This is a genomic window from Neisseria sp. P0001.S007, assembly GCF_051963655.1.
GTDB classification, from domain to species: domain Bacteria; phylum Pseudomonadota; class Gammaproteobacteria; order Burkholderiales; family Neisseriaceae; genus Neisseria; species Neisseria subflava_A.
The window spans coordinates 34,665-51,726 of record NZ_JBQCUB010000005.1; the positions used below are offsets into that span (position 1 = coordinate 34,665).

The following is a 17,062-nucleotide window of genomic DNA, read 5'->3' on the forward strand; positions in this document are numbered from 1 at the left end:
GCCTTTGTTTTGCAGGGTTTAGCGGCGATCGATGATTCGGTAATACACTTCGCCGTCTTGGACATAGCCCAATTCGACGCGGGCAATTTCGGCGATGGCCTCTTGTCCGTGTGCTAAGTCTTCAACTTCCGCATTGAGGAAATTGTTGCGTAAAGTGAGCGTTTGGTTTTTTTCCTCCTGACGGACGAGCTGTTCCTGCAATTCTTCCGTATGCCCGACACTGCCTTTGCCAAACCAAAGGCTGTACTGACAGCACAACAGTGCGAAGGTTAAAACAAAAGTCACCCACTTCATACAATCAATATCCTATATTTTGCTTATTTGCCCAATTGGTAGAATGCGGCTTTGCCAGGGTAGTAAGCGGCTTCGGCCAATTCTTCTTCGATGCGCAACAATTGGTTGTATTTCGCCATGCGGTCAGAACGGGACAGGGAGCCGGTTTTGATTTGCATGCAGTTGGTGGCAACGGCCAAGTCGGCAATGGTGCTGTCTTCGGTTTCACCGGAACGGTGGCTCATTACGCTGGCGTAGCGGTTGCGTTTGGCCAAGTCGACGGCTTGCAGGGTTTCGCTCAATGTACCGATTTGGTTCACTTTAACCAGCAATGCGTTTGCCACGCCTTTTTTGATGCCTTCGGCCAAGATTTTTGGATTGGTTACGAACAAGTCGTCGCCGACCAATTGAACTTTTTTGCCCAATTTTTCGGTCAGCAGTTTCCAGCCTTCCCAGTCGTTTTCGTCCATACCGTCTTCAATGGAAATGATTGGGAATTCGTTAACCAGGCCCTCCAAGTATTCGGCAAATTCTGCGCTGGTGTAGGAGCGGCCTTCGGCTTCCAGATGGTATTGGCCGTCTTTGTAGAACTCGCTGGATGCGCAGTCCAGGGCGAACAATACGTCTTCGCCGGCTTTGTAGCCTGCGGCTTCGGTTGCTTCAACGATCAGTTGCAGAGCTTCTTTGTGGCTGTTCAGGTTAGGTGCGAAACCGCCTTCGTCGCCAACGGTAGTTGGGAAGCCTTTGGCATCACACAGTTTTTTCAGTGCGTGGAAAATTTCGGCACCGCAACGCAGGGCTTCGCGGAAAGATTTTGCGCCGACAGGCATAATCATGAATTCTTGGATGTTCAGGCTGTTGTTGGCATGTTCGCCGCCGTTGATAACGTTCATCATCGGAACAGGCAGAGCCATTGGGCCTGCGCCGCCCAAGTAACGGTACAGAGGCAGACCTGCATCTTCAGCGGCTGCGCGTGCTACGGCCATGGAAACGGCCAAAGTGGCGTTGGCACCCAAGTTGCCTTTGTTTTCAGTACCGTCCAATTCGATCATGATTTGGTCGATATAAGATTGTTCGTTGGCATCGATACCGATGAGGGCTTGCGCGATTTGGTTGTTGACGTGGTCAACGGCTTTCAATACGCCTTTGCCCAAGTAACGGGATTTGTCGCCGTCACGCAGTTCCAAAGCTTCTTTTTGGCCGGTTGATGCGCCGCTTGGTACGGCTGCACGGCCCATGACGCCGGATTCCAACAATACGTCACACTCTACGGTAGGGTTGCCGCGAGAGTCCAAAATTTCGCGTGCAAAAATATCAACGATTGCGCTCATGAATATCTCCAAATAGGATAGTAAAAGAAAAGTAGCTTTGTTACGTTTCAGACGGCCTTAAGGATGATTGCCAAAGTCTGATGAATGCAGACATTATACCGTCTTTGCCAAGTATGGCATCGGAGTTGGTATGAAACCGACTGTAAGTTTGTTTCACGTCAATATCGCTCAAACAAACATAAGCTGTATAGTGTAACATTTTTTACCCTTTTTAGGGTGAAAAGCTGATTAAATAAGGCATAAGGCCGTCTGAAAAACGGATTAGCCTGCTCCCAAAATCATTGAGCCTACGCCGTCATCGGTCAGCACTTCCAAGAGCAGGGCGTTTGGAACGCGGCCGTCTATGATATGTGTGGCTTTGACGCCGCTTTTGGCGGCTTCGACGGCAGAGGCAATTTTAGGCAGCATGCCGCCGTACAGCGTGCCGTCTTCAATCAGTTCGTCAATGCGGCTTGGTGTCAGGGTGGTCAATAATTTGCCTTCTTTATCCAGTACGCCGGGGATATTGGTCATCATCAGCAGTTTTTCGGCCTGAAGTTTTTCCGCCAGTTTGCCGGCAACCAAGTCGGCATTGATGTTGAACGCTTCGCCGTTTTGGCCTACGCCGATGGGGGCAATGACCGGAATGCAGCCGCGCTCGACCAAGCCTTCCACCAAACGGGTATCGATGTCGGCCACTGTGCCGACTTGGCCGATGTCCACACCTTTTTGTTCGGGCGTATCGATCAGGAGTTTTTCCGCTTTGATGAAGTGGTTGTCCCGGCCGGTAATGCCGACGGCGCGACCGCCGAAGGTGGTAATCATGGAAACGATTTCTTTATTGACGTGTCCGCCCAAAACCATTTCTACGATGTCCATGGTTTCGCTGTCGGTCACGCGCATGCCTTGAACAAATTCTCCTTTTTTGCCGACTTTTTCCAACATCTCATTGATTTGCGGGCCGCCGCCGTGAACGATGACGGGATGCAGGCCGATCAGTTTGAGCAGGACGACATCGCGTGCGAAGCCCTCTTTTAAGGCAGGTTCGGTCATGGCGTTGCCGCCGTATTTGATGACGATGATGGAGCCAGAAAAACGGCGGATATAAGGTAAAGATTCGGCAAGGACGTGAGCCTTGATGGCAGGGGAGACAGATTGTTGCTGGGTCATGGTTTCAACCTTGTTTCATGATTTCTGCCTTTATCTTAATCCCAAAGGCCGTCTGAAACAATATTTCCAGGCGCTTGAAATCCTGTTAAATCAGTTAAATGGTTGAAACCAGCCTCATGCAAACGGTAAAATGACGGTTTGCTTCGGCCTCTTCGCCGATTACTAAGGATACCCATGATGAAAATCAGCACCCAATTCGATGCCGGTTCGGTTGTTGTCAAAGACTTGAGCAACCCTGCCGATATCCGCCTCGCCCTGCGTCCCGACAATGCTTCGGAGTTTGCCCAATGGTTTTACTTCCGTTTGCAGGGTGCGGCCTATCAAAACTGCGTGATGCATTTTGAAAATGCGGCGGACGCTGCGTATCCTTTGGGCTGGGAGGACTATCAGGCTTGCGCCTCTTACGACCGCCAAAATTGGTTTCGCGTGCCGACCAGCTACGAAAACGGCGTGTTGACCATCAACCATACGCCTTTGTCCAACAGCGTTTACTACGCTTATTTTGAGCCTTATTCCCATGAGCAGCATTTGAACCTTTTGGGCGATGCTCAGGGCAGTGGTTTGTGCCGTATCGACGACTTGGGCAGTACCGTTCAAGGTCGCGATATCAATCTTCTGACCATCGGCAACCAAGTCGAAAGCGACATGAAAGTCTGGATTATCGCCCGTCAGCATCCGGGCGAAACCATGGCGGAATGGTTTGTCGAAGGTTTGCTGGGCCGTCTGCTTGATCCGCAAGATCCGACCGCGCGTATGCTGCTTGACCGTGCGACTTTCTATATTGTGCCGAATATGAATCCGGACGGTTCGGTTTTGGGCAACCTGCGCACCAATGCCGCCGGCGCCAACCTCAACCGCGAATGGGAAACACCGACTTTGGAGCGAAGCCCCGAAGTCTTTGCCGTCCGCGAAAAAATGATGGAAACCGGCGTGGATTTGTTCTTGGATATTCACGGCGATGAAGGTCTGCCGTTTGTCTTTGTGGCCGGTACCGAAGGCGTGCCGAACTACAACGAGCGCATCGAAGCCTTGGAAGACCAATTCAAACTCGCGCTGCTCAATGCCAGCCCCGATTTCCAAGACGATTACGGCTATGACAAAGATGCGCCGGGTCAGGCAAACATGACTTTGGCGACCAACTGGGTCGGCAATCATTTCAACTGCCTTGCCTATACTTTGGAAATGCCGTTTAAAGACAATGCCAACCTGCCGGACGACGATTTCGGCTGGAACGGCCAACGCTCGCTGCGCTTGGGCGAGGCCATGTTGTCTGCTATTTTGAATGTGGTTGACGAATTGCGTTAAACCATCCGACACTGCATACAGGCCGTCTGAAAGTTCAGGCTTTCAGACGGCCTTTGAGATAAGGAACACACATTATGATGATACATCCCCAGTTTGATCCGGTGCTGATCAGCATCGGCCCGCTTGCCATCCGCTGGTATGCCTTGAGCTATATCGTCGGCTTTATCCTGTTTACGATTTTGGGCCGCCGCCGTATCGCGCAGGGCAATTCTGTGTTTACCAAAGAAACACTCGACGATTTCCTGACTTGGGGTATCTTGGGCGTCATCTTGGGCGGCCGTATCGGCTACGTTTTGTTTTATAAATTTTCCGATTATCTTGCCAACCCGTTGGATATTTTCAAAGTTTGGGAAGGAGGCATGTCGTTTCATGGCGGATTCTTGGGTGTGGTCGTTGCCATGTGGCTGTTTGGCCGCAAGCACAACATCAGTATCTTGAAATTGATGGATACCGTTGCGCCGCTCGTACCGCTGGGCTTGGCTTCCGGCCGTATCGGCAACTTTATCAACGGCGAACTTTGGGGACGCGTGACCGAGCTCAATGCTTTCTGGGCGATGGGTTTCCCGCAAGCGCGTTATGAAGATGCGGAAGCTGCGGCGCACAATCCTTTGTGGGCCGAATGGCTGCAACAATATGGCATGCTGCCGCGCCATCCGTCTCAGCTTTACCAGTTTGCCCTTGAAGGCATTTGCCTGTTTGTTATCGTTTGGATTTTCTCGAAAAAACCGCGTCCGGCCGGTCAAACGGCGGCATTGTTCTTGGGCGGTTACGGTTTGTTCCGCTTTATTGCCGAATTTGCCCGCCAGCCTGACGACTATCTCGGCCTGTTGACTTTGGGTTTGTCCATGGGTCAATGGTTGAGCGTGCCGATGATTGTATTGGGTGCTATTGGTTTTGTTTGGTTTGGCCGTAAAAACAGCGTTACCAAAGCATAAATAAAACAATGAATAAAGGCCGTCTGAAAAGGTTTTCAGACGGCCTTTTTATCGCTTCAAGCAAACGGATTTCGGGTTTAACCAAAAAAGCCCATTTTGACTTGAATGAGTTTTTCCAGCTCCGGCAGAACGCGGCGGCGTGAAACGAAGAAGATAATGTGGTCGCCGTCTTGGAGGATGGTTTCGGTGTGGTGTCCCATGATGACCTCGCCGGTTGCGCCGCGGACGATGGCGGCGATGTAGCAGTCGCTTGGCCATTTGATGCCGCTGATGCGGCGGCCGACGATGGCGGAAGTATTTTTATCGCCGTGTACCACCACTTCAATGGCTTCGGCCGTACCACGGCGCAAAGGATGGACGGCAACGATGTCGCCACGGCGGATGTGGGCGAGGATGGAGCCGATGGTAATCAGGTGGGGGGAAACGACGATATCGATTTTGTTGCCTTCGAGCAAATCGACGTAGCTTGAGCGGTTGACGATGGTAATCACGCGTTTGGCACCAAGGTTTTTCGCCAACAGGCTGGACATGATGTTGTTTTCGTCATCATTGGTCAGCGCGCAGAAGACGTCGATTTCGTCGATGTATTCTTCGTCCAGCAGGGTTTCGTCGGTGGCGGAACCTTGCAGGACGAGGGTGTTGTCCAGATTCTCGGCCAGCCATTCGGCGCGCTGGGGTTTGTATTCGATGATTTTGATGTCGTATTTGGATTCAAGCTGCTTGGCGAGGCGGTAGCCGATGTTGCCGCCGCCGGCAATCATGATGCGGCGGGTACGCGCTTCTTTCGGACGCAATTCACGCATGATGGCTTCAACGCTGTTGATGTCGGCAGCAAACAGGACTTCATCGCCTTCAATGATGACGGTTTGCGGCGTTGGGACGATCAGGCGGTTGTTGCGGTAGATGGCGCAGATTTGGCAGTCCGCACCTTCGAGCAGGTGTTGGTTGATATCGGCAATTTCACGGCCGATCAGCAAACCGCCTTTGCGTGCTTGAACAATCACCATGCGGACTTTATCGTTGGCGAAACTGAGTACCTGCAATGAGCTGGTGTAGTTGAGCAGGCCGACAAGTTGTTCGGTAACCAGTTGTTCGGGGCTGATGGTTTCGGTAATGCCGAAAATGTTGAGGCTGCCTTCTTCGGGGTTATCGCTGCCGTCAACCGGATATTCGAGGTATTCGCTTGAGCGCACGCGTGCGATGCGGCTGGGGATGTTGAATAGGTCGGCGGCGATTTTGGAGGCGACAATGTTGGTTTCGTCGCTGCGGGTCAGGGCAAGCAGAAGGTCGGAGTCCGCCGCGCCTGCCTGTTCGAGGGTAAAGGGCGATGCGCCGTTGCCGACGATGGTTTGGACATCGAGGCGGCTGCTGATGCGGTTGAGCGCTTTTTCGTCGATGTCGATGATGGTAACGTCGTTGCTGGGAACAGAGGCGAGGTTTTGGGCGACGGTCGAGCCGACTTGGCCGCTGCCGAGGATGAGTATTTTCACGGTAATCGAGTGTGTTCGGTAAAAATGAAATTGTAACAAAAGGCCGTCTGAAATTGGAGTTTCAGACGGCCTGATTTTTCAATCGGCTAAAGGATTACCAATAGCCCAAGGCTTTCCACCACAAGATGCCGACAGTGCTGAAAATCAGAATTTCGACCACGCTCATGATGAAGCCGGCTTTCCACCATTCGGTCATGGTCACATAGTTGGAGCCGTAAATGACAGGTGCAGAACCTGTGGCGTAGTGGGTCAGCGACATCATGATGCCGGTAGCGGCTGCCATAATCAGGGCAAACAGCATCGGTGGTGCGCCCAAGGCCAAGCCTGCGCCGTAGAATGCGCCGAACATGGCGGTAACATGTGCCGTACCGCTGGCGAAAACGTAGTGGGCGTAGAGGTAGGCCAGCATCAACAGGGCGCAACCGGCTTCCCAACCCAAGCCCATGTGGGCGATACCGCTTTGCATGGAGTCGGACAACCAGCTGATGAGGCCCAGTTTGTTGAGGAAGTTTGCCATCATAACCAAGGCAGCAAACCAAACAATGGTGTCCCACGCGCTTTTTTCTTTCAGCGCATCTTCCCAAGTCAGTACGCCGGTCAAAAGGCACAGGCTCAAGCCGAGGAAGGTGGTGGCGGTAGCATCAACTTTCACGCCGAACAGCATCTCAGGAATACCCGCCCACAACAGCAGCAGAACCAGGAAAATGCCCAGCATGATTTTTTCTTCACGCTTCATCGGCCCCATGGCAGCCAAATGCTCTTTTGCCAATGCAGTGGCGTTAGGGGTTTGTTTGATTTCAGGCGGATACAGGAAGTACAGCACCAGCGGCATCAGTAGCATAGCAAGCAGGCCGGGTACGATCATTGCCAAGAACCAAGTACCCCAAGAGAGTTGGATTTGCGAATTGGTGGCTTTGGCAACCAATTCGACTACCAGCGGATTGGGTGCGGTGGCAGTGATAAAAATCAGACAGGTAATTACGTTGGAGTGGAAGTTGACCAGTGAAAGGTATTTACCGATTTTACCTTCCGTACCTTTTTCAGGGTCAGAGTCGAAGCTCAGGGCAATGGATTTCATAATCGGATGTACGATGGCACCGCCGCGCGCGGTGTTGCTCGGCGTTACCGGACCGATGACCAAGTCCGCCAAAGCCAAACTGTAACCTACGCCCAGCGTGCGTTTGCCGAAAAGGGAGATCAGCAGGTAGCCGATACGCATCCCTAAGCCGGTTTTCAACAAACCGCGCGAGATGATGATGGCGATACCGATCATCCAGATGAGTGAGTTGTTGAGGCTGCTCAAAGCGTCTTTGGTTGCGTCTGCAGCTTTTTCGTTGGTCACACCGGTCAGTGCAACCAAGGTAATGCCCAAAATCGCCATTGCGCCGATAGGCATGGCTTTGCCGATGATGCCGGCAATAATGCCGACGAACAATGCCAAAAGATGCCATGCGTCAGGCGATACGCCTTGAGGAACGGGGATAACGAACCAGATAAGCAGCGTCAGCACAAGTGCGACCGCAGCAGGAATTGGCTTGAAGCCCATGTTGAATCTCCTAATTTGAGGATTGAAGTATTGGGAAATCGGTTTTCAGACGGCCTGAGTGTTGCTGAAGCCTGTCTGAACGTATTTTGGTAGATTCGGAAGGTATTTTCTTATTGGGGTTTCTCTTCCATCTTGGAAAGAAGAGAATGGGAGGCGGGTATCGTTTTTCAGACGGCATTTACAGTGATAGGCCGTCTGAAAACAACGCCGTTTTACTCCTGTTCTTGCGACAGGCCGTATTCTTCGGGGAAGGTACGCAGCGAGCTTTGCAACACGGTAACCGCGCCGTCAATCAAACCGCAACGGCCGCTTCGTGGCAGCAGTTGGCACAGGCTTTGCAAGGCGCGCAGGTCGTCGGGAGTGCCGATGCCGGTGTCCACACGGTTGAGCAGGCGGGAAAGCTGGAATGTGCCGCCTTTGCAAGGCGGGCATTGACCGCATGAGTTGGAAGCAAAAAATTCCACATATTCGGCTACTTTGCGCACCACGCTGGTGCCTTCGGAAATCACAATCATCGCGCCGGTACCGAGGCTGGATTTGCGTTCGCGTACGGAAACGAAGTCCAAAGGCACATCCAAATCTTTTACGGTCAAAAGCGTGTTTGACGGGCCGCCGGTAAATACGGCTTTAAACGTACGGCCTTCGAGCATACCGCCGCCGTGATCGTAAATCAGCGATTGAAGGGTCGTACCCATCGGCAGTTCGTACAGGCCCGGATTCAATACGTCGCCGGAGAGCGAGTAGAGTTTCGTGCCTGCGGCATCGCCAAAACCCAAAGATTTGTACCATTCCGCACCTTTGGCAAGGATTTGCGGAATATTGGCGAAGGTTTCGGTATTGTTGATAAGGGTCGGCTCACCGTTGACACCGCTTTCGGCTGGGAAAGGCGGCTTGCGGCGGGGGAAGGGGAAACCGCCTTCCAGCCATGAAATCACGGCAGTTTCTTCGCCGCCGATATAACGGCCTGAAGTTTCAACCAGTTGCAAGTCCAAAGGTTTACCCAAGTAGTTTTCGATGCGGATAAACAAATCGCTGTTTTTCCATTGCTCGATGGCCGGTGTGATGGAAGCGATGGATTCGGTTTGATGAGGGTTGACGTACAGAATCGCTTTGTTGGCACGGCAGGCAACGGCGGCAATTAGGACGCCTTCGATGACTTGGTGCGGGGTATTTGCCAATAGTACGCGGTCTTTAAATGTACCCGGTTCGTCTTCGTTGGCATTGCAGACAACGTATTTATCGCCATTTTTGCTTTGGGCGGCAACGGCGGCCTCCCATTTGCGCCAAGTCGGGAAACCTGCACCGCCCATACCGCAAAGATTGGCATCTTGCAGTTTGGAAACAATGCTTTGAGGATCGGCAAGCGCAGCCAGCAAGCCTTCGCCGCCACCGACTTTGCGCCAGGCGGCTAAATCTGCGCCGACTTGGCGGGAAGGATGCAGTAAGTTTTGATTGGCTTGGTTCATGATTGTTGCTCCTGCAAACCGGCGTGTTCGCGCAAATCGAATTTGCCGTAGTCGGGATATAAAACGGGGGCTTTGATGTCGCTGGTCAGACCGGCGCGGGTCATTTCGCGTTGCAGGTCATGGACGTGTCCGACACCGCCGCGTACTTTTTTCAGCGGCAGGCCGCAACCTGCGGCGGCTTTACCGGCACGGCGGCCGAAGCTGATGATGTCCAAAAGCGCATTGCCCATCAGGCGGTTGCGGCCGTGAATACCGCCGGTTACTTCGCCGGCGCAATAGAGGCCTTCAACGCAGGTTGCGCCGTCGCCGTTGATTTCGATACCGCCGTTTTGATAGTGCAGGGTCGGATGAATCATGACCGGCTCAACGGCAGGGTCGATGCCGCATTTGTGGGCAACGTGGCCGAGTGTTACCAAACGGTTTAATACGTCAGGATCGTTGGCAATCAGGCGCGGGGTGTCGAGGAATACGCCGACTTGTCCGTCGCGTACCACGCCGCGGCCTTCGCGGCATTCACGCAGAATCGCAGCGGCAACAACGTCGCGCGGTTGTAATTCGTCAACGAAACGTTCGCCCAAACCGTTGACCAGTTTGGTGCCTGCGGAGCGCACGGCTTCGGAAATCAGCGCGCCTGCCAAGTGTGGAGGGTGGGCAACGCCGGTCGGGTGGTATTGGAAAGAATCGACATCGCGCAGTTTGGCGCCGATACGGTAGGCCATCACCAGGCCGTCTGCAGTCGCGCCATAATGGTTGGAAGTGGCAAAACCCTGCAAATGCAGGCGTCCGCTGCCGCCGGTTGCCAATACCACGGCTTTGGCGTGAACCAACACCAAAGAGCGTTTTTCCAAATCGTACAAAATCGCGCCGACGCAGCGGCCGTGTTCGTCTGATAATAATTCGATGGCGGGGTGGCGGTTGAGCTGGGTAATGTTTTCGTCGAGTTCGACTGCCTCGCGCAGTACGCGCATCATTTCAAGGCCGGTAAAGTCGCGGTAGCTCAGAATGCGCGGCACGGTCGTACCGCCTGCACGCTTGCGGCTCAACATGCCGTTGCTGTCTGCGCCTTTAGTCAAGTCAAAAGTCATGCCCAAGCCAATCAGCCAGCGGATGGCAGATGGTGCATCGGTAACCATTTGTGCCACCAATTCTTTTTTGCCGACGTTGTGGCCGCCTTTGATGGTGTCGTCAAAGTGTTGTTGCAGGCTGTCTTCTGCGCCGACCGCTGCTTGAATGCCGCCTTCGGCCATCACGGTATTGCTGTCGCCGATACGCAGTTTGTTCGCCATGATGACGCGTGCGCCGGCTTCAGTCGCAGACAATGCCGCCGCTGCGCCCGCACCGCCGCCGCCAATTACCAATACGTCAGTGTTTAAATGTTCAGCGCCTGACAAATTATAGTCGTCAATCAGAGGCTGACTGATTAAGAGTTTGGCTAAATCAGGATGGCAGTAATCGCCTTGGTTTGGACCGATAGGCAGTTTCACACGGGCATTTGCCTGATAGTCAGGGTGAAATTGGCTCAGTAATTCGTTTTTTTCAGGTAAATCGCCGCGCAGCTCCAATGAGGACGCACGCAGGTTGGCAAGGGCGGTTTCGTAGTCTATGCCTTGGATTTTGTTAACCATTACACTGACTCCTCTTCAAATTCGACTTTCATTTTGCCGCTGTCGATTTCGCGTAGGCGGCGCATCAAATCCACAGGACGCAATGTGCGCGCTGCTTTCATACGGCGAGCGAACAGGCCCAAGTGGTTCGGACGGATGTGTTCGGGGCAGGAGAGGGTGCAGAGGTTGCACATCACGCATTGGTCAAAGGTCAGCGCAGCCGCGCCGAAATCACCGGAAACTACCTGCGCTACGCCGTTTTCTACTTGTAAACCTTTAGGACAGGCGCGATTACAGCCGCCGCAATGACGGCAGTTTTGCGCTTCTGGGAAGGCTTTGGCGGTATCGTCCAACCAGTTCCAGCCATCACCAATCTCGCCGACGTCGTAATATTGGATGTGCTCCGGAATAAAGTAATCCAAGAAGCTGACCTGCATACCTTCTTCAACTTTGGTCTCGCATGCCAGTGCGGTGGTGACTTCGCGCTCGCCTTCTTTACGAATCATGCAGCGGCAGGAACCGCATACGCCTTGACCCATACAGCCGACATTGGCAGTAATCGCATTGCCTGAACGGGCATAGGCTTGGATGATTGACGAGTCGGCGGAAGCTTTGATTTCATGGCCGTCTATGGTCAGGGTTAACAAATTTTCACTCATGGTTTGTTCCTGTGAAATTGGAAGGTGGAATAGTGGGTAATTTGATTAATTGTATTTTTATTACATTTGTGCGTATGAGGAAAATATTCAAGTGATTTACTCAGAAATTCTTTTAAAATCAATGTTTATATATATAAGGCGAAGTGTATCAGAATTTGTTGGATTTGATGATAGGGAGGGATTAGCCTTGCTTAAGGAAAAGATTGTAAACAAAATATGCCTATTATTTAGACAAATTTATTACAAATACTTGATTTTAAAAGTAAAATAAAATTACTTTTTTAGTGTAAATTTTAAAATATTCGTATATTTACTAGTAAAAATCATTATTATATATCAGTTAATTTTGCATAGATTGTTGTATATATTGAATAATGTTCTGACAGGCAAGCAAGTGAAAAATTGTTATAAAATTTCAGAAAATCAAACAAGTTTGATATCAGTCAAGAAGATTGAGGGAGGAAATGACACGGATTTTACAATTGTGTATTGTATTGGAAAGTAAGAAAGGCTATCCAAAATTTAGATAGTTCTCTTTTAAATACAGGCTATTAAATTTACTATCTAAATGCTTAAGGCAAATATTTTCAGACGGCTTATAATAAGATTATCATTTAAAAATAATGTAGTTTTATTTCTATATAAGCGAATAGCCAGTAGATATGGGTTATCAATAACCAAGTGATTTAATATGTTATTAAATTCTATTTAAATCAATAAGGTATGAAAATGATATTGTCTGGGTCATTCATTTGAAAGCACTATTACACTATTGAAGGCCGTCTGAAAAAATCGGTCTCTTAAGAAATAAACAAATCCTCCCTACCATGACTCCCGAAAAGGAACACAATCATGACCGTCATCAAGCAAGAAGACTTTATCCAAAGTATTTTCGATGCTTTCCAATTCATCAGCTACTACCATCCTAAAGACTACATCCAGGCTTTGTATAAGGCTTATCAAAAAGAAGAAAACCCTGCCGCCAAAGATGCGATGGCGCAGATTTTGGTCAATAGCCGTATGTGTGCTGAAGGCCACCGTCCGATTTGTCAGGATACCGGTATTGCGACCGTATTCTTGAAAGTAGGCATGGATGTACAGTGGGATGCCGAGATGAGTGTACAGGAAATGGTTAACGAAGGCGTACGCCGTGCATATACCTATCCTGACAACAAACTGCGCGCCTCCGTATTGGCCGACCCGGCTGGTAAACGTCAAAATACCAAAGACAACACGCCTGCCGTAGTACATATGGAAATCGTAAAAGGCGACAAAGTCGAAGTCACTTGCGCAGCCAAAGGCGGCGGTTCTGAAAACAAAACCAAAGTTGCCATGCTCAATCCTTCAGACAATATCGTTGATTGGGTATTGAAAACCGTCCCTCAAATGGGTGCCGGCTGGTGTCCTCCGGGCATCTTGGGTATCGGCATCGGCGGTACGCCTGAAAAAGCAGTGTTGATGGCCAAAGAAAGCCTGATGAGCCATATCGATATTCAGGAACTCAAAGAAAAAGCCGATTCCGGTGCAGAATTGTCTACAACCGAAGCCCTGCGCTTGGAACTCTACAAAAAAGTAAATGCCTTGGGCATCGGCGCACAAGGTTTGGGCGGTTTGAGCACTGTACTGGATGTCAAAATCCTTGACTACCCAACCCACGCAGCTTCCAAACCGATTGCCATGATTCCAAACTGCGCAGCTACCCGCCATATCGAATTTGAATTGGACGGCTCAGGCCCGGCCAAACTGGAAGCCCCATCTTTGGAAGACTGGCCGGATCTGACTTACAGCCCTGACAACGGCAAACGTGTCGATGTCAACAATCTGACCAAAGAAGAAGTGGCCACATGGAAAACTGGTGACGTATTGTTGCTGAACGGTAAAATCCTGACCGGCCGCGATGCCGCGCACAAACGTTTGGTTGATATGCTCAACAAAGGCGAAGAATTGCCGGTAGATTTCACCAACAAACTGATTTACTACGTTGGCCCGGTTGATCCAGTCCGTGACGAAGTTGTTGGCCCGGCCGGTCCGACTACTTCCACCCGTATGGATAAATTTACCCGCCAAATGCTGGAACAAACCGGCCTCCTAGGTATGATCGGTAAATCCGAACGCGGCGCAGCAACTTGCCAAGCCATTGCTGATAACAAAGCCGTTTACTTGATGGCTGTCGGCGGTGCGGCATATCTGGTGGCCAAAGCCATTAAAGCATCTAAAGTTTTGGCGTTCCCAGAATTGGGCATGGAAGCGATTTACGAATTTGAAGTCAAAGACATGCCGGTAACCGTTGCAGTGGATAGCAACGGCGAATCGGTTCACGCCATTGCACCAAAACAATGGCAGGCCAAAATCGGTATTATCCCGGTTGAAGCTTGATATTTGACTGAATAATCAAAGGCCGTCTGAACGATTTCAGACGGCCTTTTTTTGCTTACAAATAATTCAAATGTTTTCAAACGAGTAAATTTCCCTTTTTAAAAAGCACTTGTCAAAATCAGTGTTTGAAACTAAAATTCACAGCTTATCGAGTCGGAGTGTGGCGCAGTCTGGTAGCGCACTTGCATGGGGTGCAAGGGGTCGAAGGTTCGAATCCTTTCACTCCGACCAAAGAATTGGAAAGAGCCGTTTTGAAAACGGCTCTTTTTTCGTTTGAATGATTTATCTGAATAATGTGTCCGAATGGATTTTAAAACTTAATACCAATGCCGTCTGAAACAAAACCTGCTTTTTCAAAGCAGGTTTTGTTGTTTATAAAGCAGGCTATTCGGCACTATCTTTCAGCATGTCTTTATAAGTATAAAGATAAGACGCGCCGACAAAGGATGCGCCACCGACGACATTGCCCAAGAATACGGGAATCATGTTGAAGAAAAACTGCCCCCAAGTGATGTTTGCGCCTGCCAAAATACCTGCGGGGATAACGAACATATTGGCGACAAGGTGTTGGAAGCCGTTTAATACGAAAATCATGACGGGGAACCAAATGGCCAGCATTCGTCCGGTTGTGTTTTTAGCAGCAAAGTGCAGCCATGCGCCCATGCATACCATCCAGTTACATGCGACTGCTGATACAAAAGCGCGGCCGAAATCCATATGGACTTTTGCTTCCGCCACGGCAATGGTTTTTTCTGCCATGCTGCCTTCAATCATGCCGACATAGTATCCGAGGAAAAAAGCCATTGCCAGCGTGCCCACCAAATTGCCTATGCAGACGATAACCCAGTTGCGCAGCAGCATTTTGGAGGAAATCCGTCCGGCCAATCTGCCTAAAGACATGATCATCATGTTGCTGGTTACCAGCTCGCCTCCGCCAAGCAGGATACAAATCAAGGCGATTGGGAACACGGCGGCGCCGAGTAAAGTTGCAACTCCGCCCCATTCGTGCGGAATGCCGCTGACTACTTTTAAATAGGCAAGATATCCGAAGCCGATGTATCCGCCGGCCAAAACGCTCAAAACCGCCAGCGTAGGGATGCTGGATTGTGCTTTGGCACAGCTTTTGTCGAGAACAACCTGTAAAATTTCCTGTGGGTATAAATCGCGCGAAGCCATGATGTTCCTTAAAGTGGGTTGAGGAGGAAACGCCGTTTCAAAAGTGGCGCAAACTGTCGCGGTAGGGCAGTGTTATAGGAAGCCGGTGTACGGTCTTTGTTTTATCAATCAGCCTGAATTAAACCTAAAAAACAGATACTTCGCCTTGCTTTAGCTCAAAAGAAATATTATTACATTTTGCTTCTGTATTAAAAAAGACCGTCTGAACGTTGAGGTTTCAGACGGCCTTGTTTTGATTTTTAAACTTACAAATGAGCCAGCTTTGCATTGCCTTCGCGAGGAATAGGGCGCGGATTGCCTTGTGCATCGATGGCGACGTAAGTGAACACGGCTTCGGTGACCAGTTGGCGGTCTTCCGTTACCATATCGTTCATCAAAGTCTTCACCCACACTTCGATTTTCAGTTGCAAAGAAGTATTGCCTACGCGGACGCAATGACCGTAGCAGCACACGACGTTGCCGACCTTTACCGGTCTGATGAAATTCATTTCTTGAACAGCCACGGTTACAATTCGTCCCTGTGCGATTTCTGCTGCCAAAATACCGCCGCCCAGATCCATTTGCGACATAATCCAGCCGCCGAAGATATCCTGATTAGGATTGGTATCGCGCGGCATGGCTACCGTACGCAATAAAAGTTGTCCTTCGGGTGCAACATGTGTTTGTTTGTTGTCAGCCATAAATAATCCTGTCAAAAAAGTGTTATTTTACGCCATTTGTGGCGATAAACCTATGTAGGCCGTCTGAAAAATCAGCAGGCAAAGTGTTACAATCAACATCTTCATCAGACAAAGGAGAAAGTTCATGCATCCGATTCAAGAACCAAGAAATAGCGGCCTTTTGCGCGTATCCGACATTCACGAAATCTACTGGGAAGAATCAGGCAATCCTGATGGCCACCCCGTGATTTTCCTGCATGGCGGCCCCGGAGCAGGCGCATCACCGGCCTGTCGAGGCTTTTTCAACCCAGAGCATTTCCGCATCGTTATTATCGACCAACGCGGTTGCGGACGCTCCAAACCCTATGCCTGTATCGAAGACAACACAACATGGGATTTGGTTGCCGATATTGAAAAAGTACGCGAAATGCTCGGCATTCAAAAATGGCTGGTTTTCGGCGGCTCATGGGGCAGCACCTTGTCGCTGACTTATGCCGAAACCCATCCCGAGCGCGTCAGCGGCTTAGTTTTGCGCGGTATTTTCCTGTGCAGGCCGTCTGAAATGGCATGGCTAAACGAAGCAGGCGGCGTCAGCCAAATTTATCCGGCTCAATGGCAAAAATTCATTGCCCCCGTAGCCGAAAACAAACGCCAAGCCCTAATCAAAGCCTACCATGAAATGCTGTTCAGCGAAGATAAAGCCACACGCCTCAAAGCGGCTAAATCATGGGCAGACTGGGAAAGCTACCTTATTCAGTTTGAACCTAAAGATGTAGATGAAGACCCGCAAGCCTCCCTTGCCATCGCAAGAATGGAAAACCATTACTTCGTGAACGAAGGCTGGCTGCAGGGCGATAAGGCTATTTTGGCAAACATCGACAAAATCCGCCATATCCCAACCATTATCGTCCAAGGCCGCTACGACCTATGCACCCCGATGCAAAGCGCGTGGGAACTCTCGCAAGCCTTCCCAGAAGCAGAATTGAGAATCGTCCAAGCAGGCCATTCTTCTTTTGATCCTTCGCTTTCCGAGGCTTTAGTGAAAGCAGTGGAGGATATTAGAAGCAAGTTATAAAGGTTAATAAATGACAAT

At 50.5% G+C, this 17,062-nt stretch carries 14 protein-coding genes and 1 tRNA gene; 5 read left to right on the forward strand and 10 right to left on the reverse strand.

Features of this window, described 5'->3' with window-relative positions:
* Positions 1-18: 18 nt before the first annotated feature.
* The 3 genes from ftsB to argB form a co-directional block, all read right to left on the reverse strand.
* Positions 19-294 (reverse strand): cell division protein FtsB, encoded by a 276-nt coding sequence (ftsB, locus tag ACTHRE_RS06125; protein ID WP_003679613.1) that lies wholly within the window; start codon positions 292-294, stop codon positions 19-21.
* Positions 295-317: 23 nt separating this feature from the next.
* Entirely contained in the window at positions 318-1,604 is a 1,287-nt protein-coding gene (eno, locus tag ACTHRE_RS06130) for a phosphopyruvate hydratase (protein WP_377072424.1), read from the reverse strand.
* A 261-nt stretch (positions 1,605-1,865) separates the two neighbouring features.
* A complete protein-coding gene (gene argB / locus ACTHRE_RS06135) occupies positions 1,866-2,753 on the reverse strand; it encodes an acetylglutamate kinase (RefSeq protein ID WP_377072422.1) in 888 nt (295 codons plus the stop codon).
* A gap of 174 nt (positions 2,754-2,927) precedes the next feature.
* Between argB and ACTHRE_RS06140 the strand changes: the two genes are divergently transcribed.
* Complete coding sequence (locus tag ACTHRE_RS06140) at positions 2,928-4,058, forward strand: M14 family metallopeptidase (RefSeq protein WP_377072420.1); 1,131 nt, start codon at positions 2,928-2,930, stop codon at positions 4,056-4,058.
* A 74-nt stretch (positions 4,059-4,132) separates the two neighbouring features.
* The gene (gene lgt, locus ACTHRE_RS06145) at positions 4,133-4,993 is read left to right on the forward strand and encodes a prolipoprotein diacylglyceryl transferase (protein ID WP_377072418.1); all 861 of its coding nucleotides are present in this window, start codon (positions 4,133-4,135) and stop codon (positions 4,991-4,993) included.
* Between the two features lie 77 nt (positions 4,994-5,070).
* On the opposite strand, the gene trkA is transcribed toward lgt, so the two are convergent.
* The 5 genes from trkA to ACTHRE_RS06170 form a co-directional block, all read right to left on the reverse strand.
* Complete coding sequence (trkA, locus tag ACTHRE_RS06150) at positions 5,071-6,483, reverse strand: Trk system potassium transporter TrkA (RefSeq protein WP_377072416.1); 1,413 nt, start codon at positions 6,481-6,483, stop codon at positions 5,071-5,073.
* 94 nt (positions 6,484-6,577) lie between these two features.
* Entirely contained in the window at positions 6,578-8,029 is a 1,452-nt protein-coding gene (locus ACTHRE_RS06155) for a DASS family sodium-coupled anion symporter (protein ID WP_285071431.1), read from the reverse strand.
* 212 nt (positions 8,030-8,241) lie between these two features.
* Entirely contained in the window at positions 8,242-9,495 is a 1,254-nt protein-coding gene (locus tag ACTHRE_RS06160) for a complex I 51 kDa subunit family protein (protein WP_070585536.1), read from the reverse strand.
* Positions 9,492-11,120: an FAD-binding protein gene (locus tag ACTHRE_RS06165; RefSeq protein ID WP_070585538.1), complete on the reverse strand. Its 1,629-nt coding sequence runs from the start codon at positions 11,118-11,120 to the stop codon at positions 9,492-9,494. Before ACTHRE_RS06165 ends, ACTHRE_RS06160 begins: the two co-directional genes overlap by 4 nt.
* Entirely contained in the window at positions 11,120-11,758 is a 639-nt protein-coding gene (locus tag ACTHRE_RS06170) for a 2Fe-2S iron-sulfur cluster-binding protein (RefSeq protein WP_070460283.1), read from the reverse strand. Before ACTHRE_RS06170 ends, ACTHRE_RS06165 begins: the two co-directional genes overlap by 1 nt.
* 852 nt (positions 11,759-12,610) lie before the next feature.
* On the opposite strand from ACTHRE_RS06170, the gene ACTHRE_RS06175 reads away from it, so the two are divergent.
* Complete coding sequence (locus ACTHRE_RS06175) at positions 12,611-14,134, forward strand: fumarate hydratase (RefSeq protein ID WP_003746217.1); 1,524 nt, start codon at positions 12,611-12,613, stop codon at positions 14,132-14,134.
* Between the two features lie 154 nt (positions 14,135-14,288).
* Positions 14,289-14,365: transfer RNA gene (locus tag ACTHRE_RS06180), tRNA-Pro, on the forward strand.
* A gap of 153 nt (positions 14,366-14,518) precedes the next feature.
* Here ACTHRE_RS06180 and ACTHRE_RS06185 read toward each other — a convergent pair.
* Together ACTHRE_RS06185 and yciA are read right to left on the reverse strand one after the other, a co-directional pair.
* Positions 14,519-15,310, reverse strand: coding sequence for a formate/nitrite transporter family protein (locus tag ACTHRE_RS06185; protein ID WP_377072414.1), 792 nt, complete (start codon positions 15,308-15,310; stop codon positions 14,519-14,521).
* A 245-nt stretch (positions 15,311-15,555) separates the two neighbouring features.
* On the reverse strand, positions 15,556-15,990 hold the full coding sequence (yciA, locus tag ACTHRE_RS06190; RefSeq protein WP_128582490.1) for an acyl-CoA thioester hydrolase YciA: 435 nt from the start codon (positions 15,988-15,990) through the stop codon (positions 15,556-15,558).
* Between the two features lie 124 nt (positions 15,991-16,114).
* Between yciA and pip the strand changes: the two genes are divergently transcribed.
* On the forward strand, positions 16,115-17,044 hold the full coding sequence (gene pip / locus ACTHRE_RS06195) for a prolyl aminopeptidase (protein ID WP_377072412.1): 930 nt from the start codon (positions 16,115-16,117) through the stop codon (positions 17,042-17,044).
* The last annotated feature ends 18 nt before the right edge of the window (positions 17,045-17,062 follow it).

Coding starts and splice junctions, on each gene's coding strand:
- ACTHRE_RS06170 (WP_070460283.1), bottom strand. CDS start 11,758: ATGAGTGAAAATTTGTTAACCCTGACCATAGACGGCCATGAAATCAAA.
- ftsB (WP_003679613.1), bottom strand. CDS start 294: ATGAAGTGGGTGACTTTTGTTTTAACCTTCGCACTGTTGTGCTGTCAG.
- ACTHRE_RS06140 (WP_377072420.1), top strand. CDS start 2,928: ATGATGAAAATCAGCACCCAATTCGATGCCGGTTCGGTTGTTGTCAAA.
- ACTHRE_RS06185 (WP_377072414.1), bottom strand. CDS start 15,310: ATGGCTTCGCGCGATTTATACCCACAGGAAATTTTACAGGTTGTTCTC.
- lgt (WP_377072418.1), top strand. CDS start 4,133: ATGATGATACATCCCCAGTTTGATCCGGTGCTGATCAGCATCGGCCCG.
- argB (WP_377072422.1), bottom strand. CDS start 2,753: ATGACCCAGCAACAATCTGTCTCCCCTGCCATCAAGGCTCACGTCCTT.
- ACTHRE_RS06160 (WP_070585536.1), bottom strand. CDS start 9,495: ATGAACCAAGCCAATCAAAACTTACTGCATCCTTCCCGCCAAGTCGGC.
- yciA (WP_128582490.1), bottom strand. CDS start 15,990: ATGGCTGACAACAAACAAACACATGTTGCACCCGAAGGACAACTTTTA.
- ACTHRE_RS06165 (WP_070585538.1), bottom strand. CDS start 11,120: ATGGTTAACAAAATCCAAGGCATAGACTACGAAACCGCCCTTGCCAAC.
- pip (WP_377072412.1), top strand. CDS start 16,115: ATGCATCCGATTCAAGAACCAAGAAATAGCGGCCTTTTGCGCGTATCC.
- eno (WP_377072424.1), bottom strand. CDS start 1,604: ATGAGCGCAATCGTTGATATTTTTGCACGCGAAATTTTGGACTCTCGC.
- ACTHRE_RS06155 (WP_285071431.1), bottom strand. CDS start 8,029: ATGGGCTTCAAGCCAATTCCTGCTGCGGTCGCACTTGTGCTGACGCTG.
- ACTHRE_RS06175 (WP_003746217.1), top strand. CDS start 12,611: ATGACCGTCATCAAGCAAGAAGACTTTATCCAAAGTATTTTCGATGCT.